We start from the raw sequence: 14801 nt of genomic DNA, 5'->3' as shown, positions 1-14801 counted from the left end.
ATGCCCCGAGGCAGCGTCGAAATTGGTGACCGACAGGGACAAGTCCAGCCGCGCCGTGGCCGCGTCGGCCGAGACGCACGCCGACGAGATCGCGAAGGGGATTGCGACCGAGCTCGCGCCCTGCCTGAGGTCCGGCGAAAAGATGCCCGACGTGGCGTTGCTTATGCGCCTCGTCGCGCGCCGGCTCGCCGCGGACACGGCCGCGCTCGTGGCGGCCGACGACGCGCACGAGCGCGAGCTCGCCGACGACGCCGCGCCCCGCGAGGCGCGCGACGAGGCGGCCGCCCGGTTGCGCTCGGTGCTCGTCGACGTCGTCGACGGGTGCGCCGCCGTCGACGCGGCGTTCGGGCCGGCGGGCCTGCGCAAGCTGCTGCTGGACGGGGCCGTCGCCGAGGACCCTTCCGTGCTCGTCACGGCCGGCGAGCGGGTCGCGAGCGCCCTGCGGGACGCGGAGATCAAGCTCCCGAAGCCGAGGCGCGCGTCGATGAAGCTCGATCGCGCAGCGCTCGCCGACGAGATCGCGGCCGAGCTGCCGGCGCTGAAGAGGGCGCTCGCGAAGGTCGCGACCGAGGAGCGCGAGAAGGAGGCCACGCTGCGCGCGAAGCAGAACGCCATGCGCAAGAGCGACAAGAGCTTCGGCCAGGGCGCCGCGCTGCTCGCCGCGAGCTTCACGTTCGCCGGCCTCGAGGATCTCGCCGCCAAGGTGCGCCCGTCCGGCCGCAGGCCCGGCCGGACCGCAGCCGAGGAGGACGACGCGCTGCCCCCAGAGGAGCCCGCCTCGCCCGGATCGCCTCCACCGCTCGAAGGCGACTGACCGCCGGCGGCGCGGGCCGAGCCTGAAAGCGGCCCCCATGCTCCCCAGATCGCGCTGCCACGGCCGGGAAACGCGATGATCCCGCGGCAAAGCGCGCTCTGAACCGTTCCCCTCGGGCGTCGCCGCGGGCGCAGCCCTTCCGAGGCGACCGGCGGCCCCGGCGCCGCCGGACCTCGCCTTTCTGACGGCTCCAGCGTCGTCTCGCCCCGGGCTCGTCGCCCGCGGAGCGGCTCCTGCGTCGTCTCGCCCTGGGTTCGTCGCCTGTGGAGCGGCTCCTGCGTCGTCTCGCCCTGAGCTCGTCGCTTGTGGAACGGCTGCTGCGTCGAGCGCCATACCGCCCTGCGTCGCCTGCGCTTCGGTGGACGGCGCTGGCGTCACCGCGGACTCCCGTCGGATGCACCGGAGGACACCTCACCCGGTCCCGCGTCGGTCCGTGCGTTGACGACGGTCGACATGGCGCACGAGGGCGCGATCCAGGGCCGAGCAATGTCCTAGCGCTTTGGTGGGGACGCTTGCTTCTGGAGAACGTGCGGACGAGCGCGCCCGGGCGAGAAAAATCGCGGGGAGGAGGCAATGAGCATGGGAACGAGGCGACTGACCAAGAGCGTCGGGGTGGCCGTGGCCGCCCTGGCGCTCGGCGCGGCAGGGGCCGGGTGCTTGTGGAAGTTCGGGGACGACACGTTCGGGAGCTTCTGCGCGGCGGCGGTGGGCGGCGAGGAGCACTGCGTCGGCGAGAATCAGGGCCCGGGCGCCGCGTGGGCCCAGGCCGAGAAGGACGGCGTTCTGCCCATCGAGGTGTGGGCCACCTGGCCGAACAACAAGACGCCGGAGGAGATCGTCGCGAGCGAAACCTCGCTCGGCGTCTGGTTCGGCCACATCGACGAGGCTGTCGCGTACGTGCGCGACGACGCGAGGAACGCCGAATCGCTGCGGGCGACGCTCGCTGGCAAGCTCGCGTCGCTGCTCGACGAGGCGAGGGACCGCCAGAGGGCGCTGCTCGCGGAGACGCCGGTCGACGCGGCCGGCAACTTCACGGCGGCGATGATCGAGAAGGCCAGCGCCGAGAGGGAGCCGCTCGCCGCCACGCTCGCGGCCGACAGGCAGGCGATGGCGGCCGTGCAGGTGATCTTCGACCAGGCCCGGGACGAGGCCGCCCCGCTGCGATCGAAGTACGCGGGCGTCGCGGCGCGCTTCGCCGCGTACCGCGCGACCGAGGCGGCGGAGACGGCAGCGTACGCGGCCCTCTCGGCGCAGGCGTCGCGGTCGGACATCGACGGCCTCGGCGGCGTGGAGCAGGCGGTGCTCGCGGCGGCGCGCGAGGCGAGCCGCGCGCCCGGTGAGCTCACCGCGGAGATCCTGAGGTGGTCGGCGACGCTCCAGGTCTTCGCGGCCTCCTTCGACGAGGCGATGGCGCCGCACAGGGACCTCCTTGCAACGCACGGGGCGGTCGTGCCGGACATGACGTCGGGCGCGCTGCGCTCGCTGAACGCGATGCTGGGTTACATGAAGGGGCGCGTCGCCCGGAGCGACGCGACCGCGGCGGCGCTGCTCGGCGGCATCGCGCTGCGCCGGCAGGCGCTCCGTGTGCTGGAGATGGACGAGGGGGCGCGCGAGGCGGTCGCGGGCGCGCGGATCCGGAAGGCGTCGGAGGCGTTCGGGGAGCGTGCGCGCGCGCAGGTCGCGGCGCTGTCGGCGGCGCCGCCGGTGAGCGAGGAGCTCGGGCTGCCGCTCTTGGCCGAGCGGTGCGGGGAGCTAACGGCGATGGTGCAGATGCGCTCGCTCTGCGAGGCGGCGGGATCGTCGTGGCGGGAGGCCGGGTGCGCCGAGCTCCGAGGGCGGTTCGACGGCGCGGAGGCCGAGCTCGAGACGGGGCTGCCGCGGAAGATCGCGGCGGGGCTCGCGAAGCTGCGGGAGAAGGGGATGGCCGCGGCGGCGCTCGACGCGGTCGAGGCGAGGCTCGACGCGGGCGACGTGAAGGGCGCCGCGATCGCGTATGACGCCGCGGTGCGCGGGGCGGAGGGGACATGAGGCGGTCGAAGAAGAACGTTGCGCCGCGTGGCGTTCGCGCCGCTGTGCTGCGGAAGGTCGTCGCGCTGGTCACGATGGTGGCGGTGCTGGCGCCGTCGGTGGGGTGGGCGGGAACGCCGTACACCTTGCTCTGGAACGAGCGCGAGGACGCGACCTCATGCGGGAAGGCCGAGCTGGAGAGGGAGGGCGAGGCATTCTTCGAGGTGAACCAGACGCCGCTGCCCACGTACTCGGTTCCGGACGCGCTGCGGATCGAAGCCGATGGCTCCCAGAGCAACATCTTCGAGGCGGAGTTCGACTCGGTGCTGCTCTGCACGGGCAGCAACGACTTCCACTTCCGGGTCCACACCGTCAACGGCGGCGACTGGTGTACCCACTCGCACGAGGTGGTGCACCTCGTCTCGGAGCCGCTCGGGCTGAACAAGCCGCTTTTCGATATCCGCCGCGATGCAACCGGTTTCGAGGGCAGCCGGAGCGTCGACCTGAGCCTGACGGAGATCAACCCGGCGCTGGCGCGCGACATCGAGATCCTGCTGGCCGAGATCGCCAAGGAGCGCGCGGCGCTGGTGGCGAACGCTCGGGCGGTGGGCCTGCTCGCGGAGAAGATGGACCTGCTCCAGGAGCTCGACACCGAGCTCAAGGACCTTGTCGGCCGGCCGCTGGACGAGATCTCGCGGACCGACCTCGAGGCGATCCTGGACCGGTACAAGGACGCGGTCGCGCCGGAGACGCGCGCGGCGATGGAGCAGCTCGTCGACGACCTGAAGAAGAGCGTCAGTGATCTCGAGGACGAGGTCGCGCGGCTGATGGACGAGTTCGGCGCGCAGGCCGACGAGGTGGCGGACCTGGCGACGGAAGACGCACGCGCCGAGGGGTGGGACCCGGACGACCCGCAAGCGTACGCGCTCGGGGAGAGCGAGGTGCCGGGGGTCGAGGTGCCGGACGTCGCGGGGGTCGACGGGGCGTTCGAGGAGGGGCGGGATCCCTACGCGGCGTACGCGGACGCGGTGCTCGCGGCGCTGGAGGCGGATGTGAGCGGCCGGGTGGTGGTCCTCCGGGCGGACTTCGTGGCGAACGTGCGGGCGTGGCGGGCCAACAGCGCGGCGCTGGAGATCGCGCTGCGCGACCGCATAGGCGTGTCGCTGGCGGAGACCAACGCCTTCCTGAAGGCGCAGAACCGGATCACCGGGTTCGTGCGGCAGTTCATGGATGCATCGGACTGGTTCGAGGACTCGCCCGTGCCTGCCGACCTGCGGGCGCAGGTGGACACGGTGCTCAAGCCGAGGTTCGATGCGCTCGCGGACCAGATGAAGGACAGCCTGAACCAGTGGACGGGGGACGGGCTCGACCTGGAGCAGACGCAGCTCTACCAGACGATCAGCGCGTTCGCGGGGGCGATGTCGACGGTCAGCGAGGGCTTCGAGGCGTACGCGGAGGTGATGCAGACGCTGGTGCACGCGACGACGCGCATCGGGGTGGGGTTCGTGCCCGTGCTCGGGCCGACGCTCGACCTGTGCGAGGCGGTGACGGGCAAGGAGTGGTGCGTGCCGTCGGGGCGAGAGTTGAGCGATGAGGAGCGGATCTTCTCGGGGCTGGGCTTCGGGCTCGGGGCGGTCGGGCACATCTGGCACGGCGTTGCTGCCGCCGGCGCGCTACCGCCGCGTGGGATCCGGATCGCTGGGGAGATCGCGGCGGTCGATAAGGTCGTTGTCAAGGGATTCGAGGTATGGAGGCTCCGCGGGTTCAAGACGCTGAAAGGGCACGTTACGGAAGCCGGGTTCAACACCTTCGAGAAGGCGGCGATCAGCCACATGACCCGCGAAGGGCGGGCGCTCCTCGGCGTCGGCGACGAGGGCGTGCGCGAGATGCTCAAGATGCCAGCGAGCGTGAAGGCTCCGGACTTCGTGACGGTGTCCCGGGGGCAGAAGCCGATCGTGAGCGAGGTGAAGGGGGGAAATGAAATCAAGGTCAAGGAAATGATCCAGCAGTTGTCGAGCGGGATGGAGGGGCTGCGACAGAGGGGGGTCGTCGGAGATGTCGAGCAGGTCGAGCTCATCATGGCGCGGGGTGGCAAGTTCAGCCCGGAAAATACCTACAGCATCAAGGACGGGTACCTCTTCAATGTGAAGAAGGGCAAGAGGGAGCCCCTGAACGGGTTCAACACACCCATCCGGGTGATCCAGCTATGAGCGACTCGGGACCGTGGTTCTTCGCCTGGTGTGATGGTCCACAGAGGCTCGACGCGTTGCTCGCCGCGCTGTCCGCCCTCGTATACCCAGGGACTCGTATCGGCGTGTCGCACGACGCTACTCTCATCCACACGATCTCCATGGATGAGGCCGTCGCGATGATCCGCGCCGAGTTCTCCGAAGGTCCTTCTGGTGGAGCAATCTTTGACGTGATGCTGAGCGGCTCCAAACGTCTCTTCGGTTGCAGCAGCGACTGCTACACGGAAGAGGCCGGCCGCGACATCTCGGCCGGCCCCATCGACATGGCCACGTGCGACCAGCGTAGGTTTCTCTGCTCCTACCTCGAGCTCGCCTGGGGCAGGGGCCCGCGCTCGATCGAGGCCGAGGCCGCGGTCGCGTGGCACCTGCTCCGGGACGACCTCGAGGACCTCCTGCTCCGCCTCTGCGCACCGGACGCGAGCGGTCGCATCCGGACCGGCGCATGCGCGAACGCAGGAGACTGGATCGCACCGGTGCGCATGTGCGCGACGTACAACGCGGACGCCCGAGACATCGCGCGCGATCTCGCCCTCTCGTGGCTACAGCGCCACGACAAGGAGATGGTATCGCGCAACGCGGGCCTGTCGCTGGAAGCGCTCCGCGCGCGGGTGGAAGCCGCGCCGGCCGGGGCGCGCGTCCCGCTCAAGGGCGGAAGCGAGCGCGCGCACGCGCTCTCCCGCGAGACCGTCCTCAAGGCGCTGGCAACGCCGCCCTCCGCCCTGCTGGAGGCGCTCGAGGCCGCGGCGGCGCCCGACGAGGCGTGGCGCGCCGCCGAGCCGCGCGCGCGAGAGATCCTGGCGCTGACGAGCGAGATCGCGGAGACGGGCGAAGGCCCGCCCACGTGGCAGGTGCACACGGACACGCGCGCCCACGTCCGCTTCCTCCGAAAGCACGCGCCTTTTCACGTGCGCCGCCTCGCGGGCGGCGGCGTGATCCTGGCGACCCACCCGTTCCGCTCGCTCTGGCCGCTCTGGGTCGACGCGCTCTTCTCGCTCGGCCTGATGCCCTGACCCATCAACCTCATGTGGGTGAACCAAGGATGAAACCAGGGCCGTACTTCTTCGCCTGGTGTGACGAGGCAGAGCGGGTCGACGCGTTCGCGGCGGCGCTGCCGGCGCTCGTCATCCCAGGGATGTATATCAGCGTGACGATGGGCTCCGACGTGGATCGCACCGTGAACTTCGTGGACGAGGCGGTCGCGATGATCCGCGCCCACTTCGGACGCACCGATGCCGAAACCTACTTCGCCATGGAGCTCGACGACCAGCGCTCATTCTATGGCCACTATCGCTGCTTCACCGGCAAGAGCGAACGTCTCAAGCCGATGGGCCCCATCCACATGGTCCCTGCAGCAGTGGCGAACATTCTCCCGCTGGATTTGTACCTCGCCCTGGGCAGCGGACCGCGCTCCGTGGAGGCGGAAGCCGAGCTCACGTGGCACATCGTTCTGGACTACCTCGAGGACCTGCTGCTCCGCCTCTGCGCGCCCGACACGAGCAGGCGCGTCTCGACCGGCGGCTGCACGAGCGCGTGGACCTGGCTCGCGCCGGTCTCGATGTGCGCGACGTACAACGCGGACGCCCGCGACATCGCGCGCGATCTGGCCCTGTCGTGGGTCAGCCTCCACGACAAAGAGAAGGTCTCGTTGATCGCGGGCATGTCGCTGGAGGCGCTGCACGCGCGTATCGACGCCGCGCCGGCCGGGGCGCGCGTGGTTCCGACGGACCAGAGCGGGCGCTCGATCCCGCTCTCCCGCGAGACCGTCCTCAAGGCGCTGGCCATGCCGGGCTCCGCCCTGATCGAGGCGCTCGTGGCCGCCGCCGATGTGCCCGACGAGGCGTGGCGCGCCGCGGAGCCACGCGCCGAGGAGATCCACAACCTGACGGTGCAGGCCAGGGCGCGCGGCGAGCCGTTCACGCGCGGCGGCGGGGCCCTCACCTGGGTAAAACTGACGGGCGAGCACGTCTACTTCCTGGTGGATCACGCCCGGTTCCACGTCCGGCGCCTCCCGAACGGTGGCATCTTGCTGGCGACGCACCCCTACCGCACGCTCTGGCCGCTCTGGGCTGACACCCTCTCCGCACTCGGCCTGATGTCCTGACGCAGAGTCTCCCCCGCTCTCTTCACTTCGGGCTTTGCACCTGTCACACCTGCGCCTGTTCTCGGGCCAGTCTCCGCTCGCATAGACTCCATCCCTCCAGTCCCGGCAGGCCCTCTTCCAACCGCAGCTCCCGCCGTGTGATAGCCTCGCAGGACGCATGGCACCCTACCGCTCCTCTCGCGAGGACCGCGCCGCGCCCCCGCCGCCGCCGCCAGGCCCGGTCGCCGACATGGTGCAGCAGTTCGCCGACCCGTACGCCTTCCTGCGCGAGCTCGTGCAGAACGGCATGGACGCCGGCGCGCGGAAGATCGCCGTGCGCGTCGAGGCGCTGCCCGGCGCGTGCGCCACCTCGGTCGCCGACGACGGGTGCGGCATGAGCCGCGAGGACATCGAGGGCCCGCTGCTCACCCTCTTCAGCTCGTCGAAGGAAGGCGACGCGACGAAGATCGGGAAATACGGCGTCGGCTTCGTCTCCGTGTTCGCCCTCCAGCCGCAGCAGGTCGACGTGGAGACGTGGCGCGACGGAAAAGCATGGCTCCTCCGGCTGCACAGCGACACGAGCTACGAGCTCGAGGACGCCGGGCCGCGCCAGGGCAGCGGCACGCGCGTGACCCTGATCCAGCGGCTCGGCCGGGAGGCGTTCGCGGAGCACGCGCGCCGCGCGCAGGCCGCGCTCCGCCGCTGGTGCCGCCACGCCGATCGCGAGATCACCCTCAGCATCGCCGACCACGAGGGCGGCTCCCGCACGGGCGCCCTGCGCATCGACTGCCCGCTCGCCGTCGCAGCGCCCGTCTCCGTGACCGCCGTCGAGGAAGAGACCACCGTCGTCGTCGGCCCCTCCGCCGGCGCTCAGCACCTCGCACGGCCCACGGGCGGGGACGGGGACCCCGCCGTCGAGCACGGCCAGAGCTTCGCCGGCTTCTACAACCGCGGGCTCACCCTGTTCGAGACCGCGGACGAGCTCTTCAGCGGGCTCGCGGGCGTGCGGTTCAAGGTGATGAGCCCCCACCTCCAGCACACCCTGAGCCGCGACAACGTGCGCCGTGACGACGCCTTCTGGGAGGCGATCGCGCGCGTGCGCGAGCTCGTCAAAGGTCCGCTCCGGCGCGAGCTCGCCGCCCGCCTCCCGCAGGCCGCGGCAGCCGCAGCCGCCGGCGAGGCCGAGGGCGCCGCCGCCTACGCGGCGATGCTGGAGGCGGCGCTGTCGCCGCCGACCGCGCTCGATCCGGACGAGATCCCGTTCCCGCTCGCGAGCCCCGTCGCCGGCGACCGGTGCCGCGCGGGGCTCCGGGCGCTCGCGCCGGGGCGCGAGCCGCTGCTCGTGGCCAGGCGATCCGACGCGCTGACCGCGGCCATGGCCCGCGGCGGGCTGCCCGTCGTGCTGTGCAACCACCGCGCGACCAGGGCGCTGCTGAAGCGGTGCTTCCCGGCGGCGCGCGTCGAGAAGGCGCACGCCGCCTACCTGCTCGTGCGCGAGGAGCGCGAGGAGCCGAAACGCGCCCGCGCGGCCGACGCCGCGCTCCTCCAGGTGATCGCCGACGCGCTCGCCCGCGCCCGGCACGGGGTCGCCCGGGTGAGCCTCTGCCAGGTCGAGGGCGCCCTCCGCCAGCGCAGCGGGTTCCTCCTGCCCGGGAGCGAGGAGCGCGCCGGGCCCGAGCAGAGCTGCCACGCGGCGCGCGAGGTCGTGCGCCGCGCGGCGCGCTTCCCGCCCGGGCACGCCCTCTACCTCAACATCGAGAGCGACACCGTGGCCCTCGCGCGCAGGCGCGCCGCCGTCGACGCGGTGACCGCCGGCAACCTGCTCGCCCGCGCGTTGCTCGTCGAGGCCAAGGGGCCGCTCGATCCCGAGGACAGCGACCGGCTCCTCGACCTCTCGGCGAGCCCGCCGCCGCTCGCGGGCGCGGCGCGCGGCGAGCGGGCGCCCGCGGGCGGCGCGCGCCCCGCGCCGAGGGGGTCCCCGCGGTGAGCCGGGTCGTCGCCCGCGGCGCGATCCGCGTCGATGCCCGCCGCGCCGTCCAGAAGCTCAGGGAGCACCTGCTCGTCGACCTGGACCTCTACCTGCTCGAGCTCGTCCGCGCCGCCGCGGCCGGGGGCGCGACGCAGATCGATCTCCGCTACGACGCCGACGACGTCGTCGTGACCTCCGACGGAGAGCCGCCCGACGGGCCCGCGCTGGCGCGCCTCCTCGACCACGTGCTCAACGCCGCGCCCGACGCCGCGTCCCGGAGGCTCCGCCTGCTCGCCCTCGGCGTGAACGCGGCGCTCGGGCTGCGCCCGGCGCGCGTCGACCTGCTCACGACGGGCCGCGGGCCGTCCGGCGAGGGCCGAGGCGCGACCTGCACGCGCGTGCGCTTCACGCCCGCCCTGCTCGAGGCGCCCGCCGAGGCCCCCGCGCCGGCCGCCGGCCCCGCCTGCGACGAGGTCCCGAGGCCGCCCGGGATGCCCGCGGCCGGCCTGCGCATCGAGGTGCGGCGGAGGCTCGGCTGGTCGGTGCTCCGCCGGGCGATCACGGGCGATAGCCCGCCCGAGCTCGCGCACCTCGCCGCGGCCACCGGCGATTTCCCGGTCCCGATCGCGCTCGCCGGCGAGCCGCTGCGCCGCGCTCTCCCGAGCAGCGACGTCGCGGTGCTCGTGCGCGTGCCGTTCCACGTGCGCGGCGCGCGCCGCGCCGCGCTGGAGATCGTCGCGCCCCCCGAGCCCGCAGGAGGGCCGGCCAGCTCGGCGCCCCGCTCGCGCCCTCGCGCCGCGCCCCTCTCCGCGCCCCTCCCCACTCCCCTCCCCTCCGGCCTCCCCGCCGTCGACTACCTCGAGCACGGCGTGCGGCTCGTCCGCGAGCGCTGGAGCTTCGCCCCGCGGTTCCCCTCGGCGCCCCACCAGGGCGTCGAGCTCCCGGTCCGCGTCGTCGTCGACGCGGACGCGCTGCCCACCAACGCGTCGCGCTCGGCGCTGCGCGAGGACGCGCCCCTCCGCGCGCGGCTGCGCGAGGCGGCGGTGGGCGCGCTGCTCGACGCCATCAAGGCCCTCGCCGCGCTCGTGTGCGGCGAGGGCGCGGTCCCCGACGGCGCGCTCGTCGTCGACGAGGACCGCGGCCGGCTCGCGGACGCGCTCGCGGCCTTCGCCTGCGTCGCGACCGGGGCGGCGCGGACGGGCGCCGAGCTGCCCGCGGAGGCGCAGGCCGTGCGCGAGCTCCCGCTGCTCCGCGACGGGCGCGGGCGGCCGACGTCGCTCGCGGCGCTCGACGCGCGGCACGCGCGCGACGCGTCGCCGCTCTTCCTCTTCCGCGGCGACGCGAGGCTCCCGGAGGAGCTCGCCCCCTGGGCCGGCGACGTGGTCTGGAGCCCCGGGGGCCTCGTCGAGCACGCCCTCGCCGGGCTCCCGCTCGCCGACGCCGAGGCCATGATCGAGCAGGCAAAGCTCGGCGCCGAGCGCCGCAGGGCGTTCCTCCTGCACGCTGCCGGCGATCCCGTCGTGCCGCCCTCCCCGGAGCACGCGTTCCGCGACGCGTTCCAGGTCGACGACGGGCCGCTCGCCGGCCTCCGCGGCGAGCTCGCGGTCTTCGCCGGCGCCCGCGAGCCCCCGCGCGGCGCGGAGGTCCGGGTGTTCGTGGAGGGGCGGCACCTCGAGACCGTGGAGCTCGATCCCGCCGCCGTCCCCTTGCCCGTCGAGATCGCGCTCGCGTGGGAGGGGCGCATACGGCCGCGGTTCGCGTACGACGGGGTCGAGCGCGACGCGCGCTTCTGGCGCGCCGTCCGCCACGCGCTGAAGGTCGCGCTCGCCGCGGCCGACCGCGAGGCGAGGCGGCTCTTCGGCCCGAGGGACGCTCGGCGAGGCCCGCGCTCGACGACGCCCGCGCCTGCGCCCGAGAGCGAGCTCGCGCGCGTGAGGCCCGCGCTGCGCGCCGCGATCGGCGCGGTGTTCTGCGCGCCGCCGCGCCTCGGCGCCGCGGACGGCAGCCCCGGGCGCGGAGGCGGCGCCGCGCCGGCCCCGGACGACGGCCTCGCGCCCGCGAGCTTCGAAGGCCTCCTGGACGCGCGGATCTGGCCCACGCTCGCGGCCGGGTGGTTCGTGAGCCTGAAGGGGCTCTCCGCGCTCTCCCGGCCGACGCGCAGCCTCTGCACGGCGCCGCCCGAGGCGCGGGGGCGCGCGGCCGACCGGAGGACGGTGCTCGCCGCCTCGCAGCGCGAGCTCGACTGGCTCGCCGCCGCGCTCCCGGAGCGCGAGCTCGTCCCCTACGCCCCGGGGCTCTTCACCGAGGACGAGCTCGCGGCGCGGGGGCCGGCGCGGCGGCGCGCGCTCGCGGCGTCGCTGGAGAGGCTCGCGGCGCTCCCCGCCGGGGCGCCGGTCCTCGAGGTCAGCGGCCCCGGCTTCCTCGCGCTCGCCGCGCCGAGCGACGCGATGGTGGAGGCGTGGCACCACGCGTCGCGGCCCCTCGCCACCCTGGAGGCCGCGCCGCTGCTCGGCCCCGCCGCCATCGCGATCGACGACGACACGGCCGCGCCGAACAGCGGCTGGGACGGCCTCCTGTCGCCGCGCAACGACGTCGTCGTCCACGCGGTCGAGCGCGCGCTCTGCGAGGCGCTCGTGGCCGCACTGGAGGGCGACGCCGCGGCGCGCGCGCGCCTCGGCCTGCGGGGCGATCCGCTCCGCGAGCGCGGCAGGCCGGACCCCCGCGTGAGCGCCTACCTGCTCGACAGCGCGCAGGCGCTCGAGGCGCGCGCGCGGGCGCTCGGAAGCGCGCCCCTCAGAGCCGCCCAGAGCGACCTCGCCGCCCGCATCCGGCGCCTGCCGCTGCTCGCGATGCTCGACGCGCGCGGCCAGGAGGTCGCGTGCTCGCTCGAGGCCCTCGACGAGACCCACCCGGCGCCCGCGCCGATCCCGGTGCTCGACGCGGCGCCCGGCTTCGAGACGCTCTCCTGGCACCCCCTCGTCGCCCACGACCCGCGGGAGCGCGCGGCCCTGATGCGGTGGGCCGGCGGGCGCGCCCTCCTGGCGCAGAGCGGGGTGCCTGCGCGGCGGCAGCGCGCCGCCGCCGCGCAGGAGCGCCGCGCCTTCGCCGGCGGGGCGCAGCAGGAGCATGGCCCTCGCGGCGCCGCTGGCCCGCCGCGCGCGCCGCTCGCGCTGACGGGCGCGCCCTCGCACCCGCTGCTGCGGGTGAGCGCCGCCGCGCTCGGCATGCAGGGGCTCGAAGGCGAGATCGAGATCGTCGAGGGGCCGGTATCGGACGCCCGCTTCGTCGGCCCCGACGGCGCGGAGCGGCGCGTGGAGGTGGAGCTGCCGATCCCGCTCCGCCTCCTCGTGCGCGCCGGCGCCGCGGACCCGTCGAGGGACGCCTCCCGCGCGATCCTGACCCGCCTCGCGAAGGCCGCGGGCCGCCACCTGATCTCGCTGGCGCCGCGCTTCGACGAGCTGCCGCCGTTCGCGCGGAGCCACGCGCGCCGCGCGGTCCTGAAGACGCTGGCCCAGGGCAAGCGCGTCGTCGCGGAGGCGGCGCGCGCGCAGCTCTTCCACGACATCGAGGGGAACCTCTTCTCGCTCGACGACCTCCGGCGCGACCCGCGCGCCGAGTGGCTGTGCACCTCGACGCCGCCGCCCTACCCGAAGCAGCGCTACGAGCGGCCGGTCCTCGCGCTGAGCAGGCCCGAGCGGCTGCAGCTCGCGACCGCCGTGCTCATCAAGGACATCACCGACGCGGTCGCGCGCGATCGCGCGGCCGAGGAGCGCGTCACGGCGCCGCCGCTCGCCGCCGTCGGCCTCGACGCGGCCGCGCGCGCGGCGTGCTTCGCGATCCTGCCCTTCGAGCAGCCGGCCGGAGCGCAGGAGGGCGCGCCGCCCGCGCGCGGCGAGATCGGCCTGCTCGCCCCGGAGCACGCCGGGGCGGCGGGCATCGCGGTGCACGTCGGGCGCCGCCCGCTCTGCGCGCTCGACGCCGGCGACGGGTGGCCCCTGTGCGCGGCCGTCAACGACGACGCGCTCGAGCCGAACCGCGCCTTCGACGGGCTCAAGGCCCGCGGGGACGCGTCGCGGCTCCGGCAGGCGGTGCGCGACGCCGCCGCGCGGTGGCTGCGCGCCCGGCTCGCGCCGCCCGGCGACGCGCTCGCGACGCGGTGGATCGACGTCGCCACCACCTGGCCCCGGCCGCTTTTCGTGACCGGCGCGCTCTGGCTGCCCGCGCGGTGGCCGCGCGCGCCCCGGGTGCTGGTCGCCGCGCCCTCCGCGGCGATCCTCGGCGAGGGCCGCGGAGGCGGCGGCGGTGGCGGCGGCGGTGGCGGCGGCGGTGGCGGCGGCGGTGGCGGCGAAGGGAGCGACGGCGGTGGCGGCGGCGGTGGCGGCGGCGGTGGCGGCGGCGGTGGCGGCGGCGGTGGCGGCGGCGGTGGCGGCGGCGGTGGCGGCGAAGGGAGCGACGGCGGCGGCTTCACCCCCGTCGCGCTGCGCTGCGGGGCGGGCGTGGGCTCCGGGGCGACCGGCGTGGTCGAGCTCGCGCCGGTCGAGGGGAGGCTCCTCGTGTGGCCGCTGCATGAGGCGCGCTGGGACGCCATCGCGGAGCTCGCCATGGAGGCCGCGGCGTCCATGGCCGCCGAGCTCTCGGACCAGGCGGCCGCGGCGCCGTACCTGTGGAACTTGCACCTGCTCGGCCGCCTCTCCGGCGGCAAGCTCACGGCGCGGACCGCCGCCGGCGAGAGCGTCGGCCCGGCGGCGGTCCGCGCCGAGCTCGCGGCGAGCGGCTGCCTGTGGATCTCCGATCGCCGGGGGAGCGCGGACGGCGATTTCCCGGACGGCACGCCGCCCTTCGTGCTGCTCGACGACGGCTCGCCGCTCGTCGAGGTGCTGCGCCACCGCGCCGCCCCCGGCGCGCTGCGCGAGCTCGGCGCCCTCGCGGCGACGCCCGCCCCGGCCGGGGCGACCGCGGTGGAGATCGGGCCCGCCTCCGGGACGGGCCTTCCCGCCGCGGGCGCGGGCCTTCCCGCCGCGGGCGCGGGCCTTCCCGCCGCGGGCGCGGGCTCTCCCGCCGCGGGCGCCCACGGCGCGGAGGCGCACGCGGCCGCGCGCGGCGCGGAGGCGCCTGCCGCGGAGGCGCCGCCCGACTCGAGCGGCGCGCGGGCCTGGGCCCTCGCGCTGTGGCGCAGCGTGCTCGGCCTGCTCGGCGGCGAGGCGGCGCCGCTGCCCGGCGCCACGCCCGAGGGGCAGGAGGCGGCGACCGGGGGCCCGCTCGCGGCCGCGATCCACGAGGCCATCGCCCGGATGAACCTCGCGGGGTCCCCCGTGCGCGCCGTCGTCGAGGGCCGCTCGGGGCGGCCGATCCGCTACGAGGCGAGCCGGAGCCTCATCGTCGTCAACACCGAGCACGAAGCGCTCGCGTGGCTGCGCGCGCGCGGGGCGCCCGACCCGGCGGCCGTCGCGCTGCTGGCGGCGGCCGCCGTCGGCGAGGTCAACCGGGCGCTGAAGTCGGTCACCGACGCGGAGGAGCGCCGGGCGCTCGATCATCTGCTGCGCTCCATCGGGTAGAGCGCGGGTGGTGGTCGACTTTGCCCGAGAAAGACACAGGGAGACAGGGAGATTCACTAAGTTTTTCTCCCTGCCTCCCCGTCTCCCTGTTCAGATTGACCGGTACCGGAGCGCGCGGGCGCCCCCG

Annotated in this window: 7 protein-coding genes; all 7 read left to right on the top strand. The window is 75.1% G+C overall.

Annotated features, from left to right (window positions below):
* The first annotated feature begins 25 nt into the window (after nucleotides 1-25).
* The 7 genes from WMF19_RS48210 (at nucleotide 26) to WMF19_RS48180 (ending at nucleotide 14674) form a co-directional block, all read left to right on the top strand.
* Nucleotides 26-814, top strand: a complete 789-nt coding sequence (locus tag WMF19_RS48210; protein WP_437896508.1) for a hypothetical protein — start codon at nucleotides 26-28, stop codon at nucleotides 812-814.
* Between the two features lie 579 nt (nucleotides 815-1393).
* Nucleotides 1394-2842 carry a hypothetical protein gene (locus WMF19_RS48205; RefSeq protein ID WP_437896507.1) on the top strand — a complete coding sequence of 483 codons (1449 nt, stop codon included), beginning with the start codon at nucleotides 1394-1396 and terminating at the stop codon, nucleotides 2840-2842.
* Complete coding sequence (locus tag WMF19_RS48200) at nucleotides 2839-5031, top strand: hypothetical protein (protein WP_437896506.1); 2193 nt, start codon at nucleotides 2839-2841, stop codon at nucleotides 5029-5031. The genes WMF19_RS48205 and WMF19_RS48200 overlap by 4 nt, the downstream gene beginning before the upstream one ends.
* A gap of 140 nt (nucleotides 5032-5171) precedes the next feature.
* Nucleotides 5172-6080 (top strand): hypothetical protein, encoded by a 909-nt coding sequence (locus WMF19_RS48195; RefSeq protein ID WP_437896505.1) that lies wholly within the window; start codon nucleotides 5172-5174, stop codon nucleotides 6078-6080.
* A gap of 29 nt (nucleotides 6081-6109) precedes the next feature.
* Complete coding sequence (locus WMF19_RS48190) at nucleotides 6110-7171, top strand: hypothetical protein (protein ID WP_437896504.1); 1062 nt, start codon at nucleotides 6110-6112, stop codon at nucleotides 7169-7171.
* Nucleotides 7172-7328: 157 nt separating this feature from the next.
* On the top strand, nucleotides 7329-9137 hold the full coding sequence (locus tag WMF19_RS48185) for an ATP-binding protein (protein WP_437896503.1): 1809 nt from the start codon (nucleotides 7329-7331) through the stop codon (nucleotides 9135-9137).
* Nucleotides 9134-14674, top strand: a complete 5541-nt coding sequence (locus WMF19_RS48180; protein WP_437896502.1) for a hypothetical protein — start codon at nucleotides 9134-9136, stop codon at nucleotides 14672-14674. The genes WMF19_RS48185 and WMF19_RS48180 overlap by 4 nt, the downstream gene beginning before the upstream one ends.
* Nucleotides 14675-14801 lie beyond the last annotated feature (127 nt).

Source organism: Sorangium sp. So ce124, from assembly GCF_051525235.1.
Lineage (GTDB): Bacteria > Myxococcota_A > Polyangia > Polyangiales > Polyangiaceae > Sorangium > Sorangium atrum.
This window is presented reverse-complemented; position numbering and strand designations above follow the sequence as displayed.

Coding starts and splice junctions, on each gene's coding strand:
- WMF19_RS48205 (WP_437896507.1), top strand. CDS start 1,394: ATGGGAACGAGGCGACTGACCAAGAGCGTCGGGGTGGCCGTGGCCGCC.
- WMF19_RS48200 (WP_437896506.1), top strand. CDS start 2,839: ATGAGGCGGTCGAAGAAGAACGTTGCGCCGCGTGGCGTTCGCGCCGCT.
- WMF19_RS48195 (WP_437896505.1), top strand. CDS start 5,172: ATGGATGAGGCCGTCGCGATGATCCGCGCCGAGTTCTCCGAAGGTCCT.
- WMF19_RS48190 (WP_437896504.1), top strand. CDS start 6,110: ATGAAACCAGGGCCGTACTTCTTCGCCTGGTGTGACGAGGCAGAGCGG.
- WMF19_RS48185 (WP_437896503.1), top strand. CDS start 7,329: ATGGCACCCTACCGCTCCTCTCGCGAGGACCGCGCCGCGCCCCCGCCG.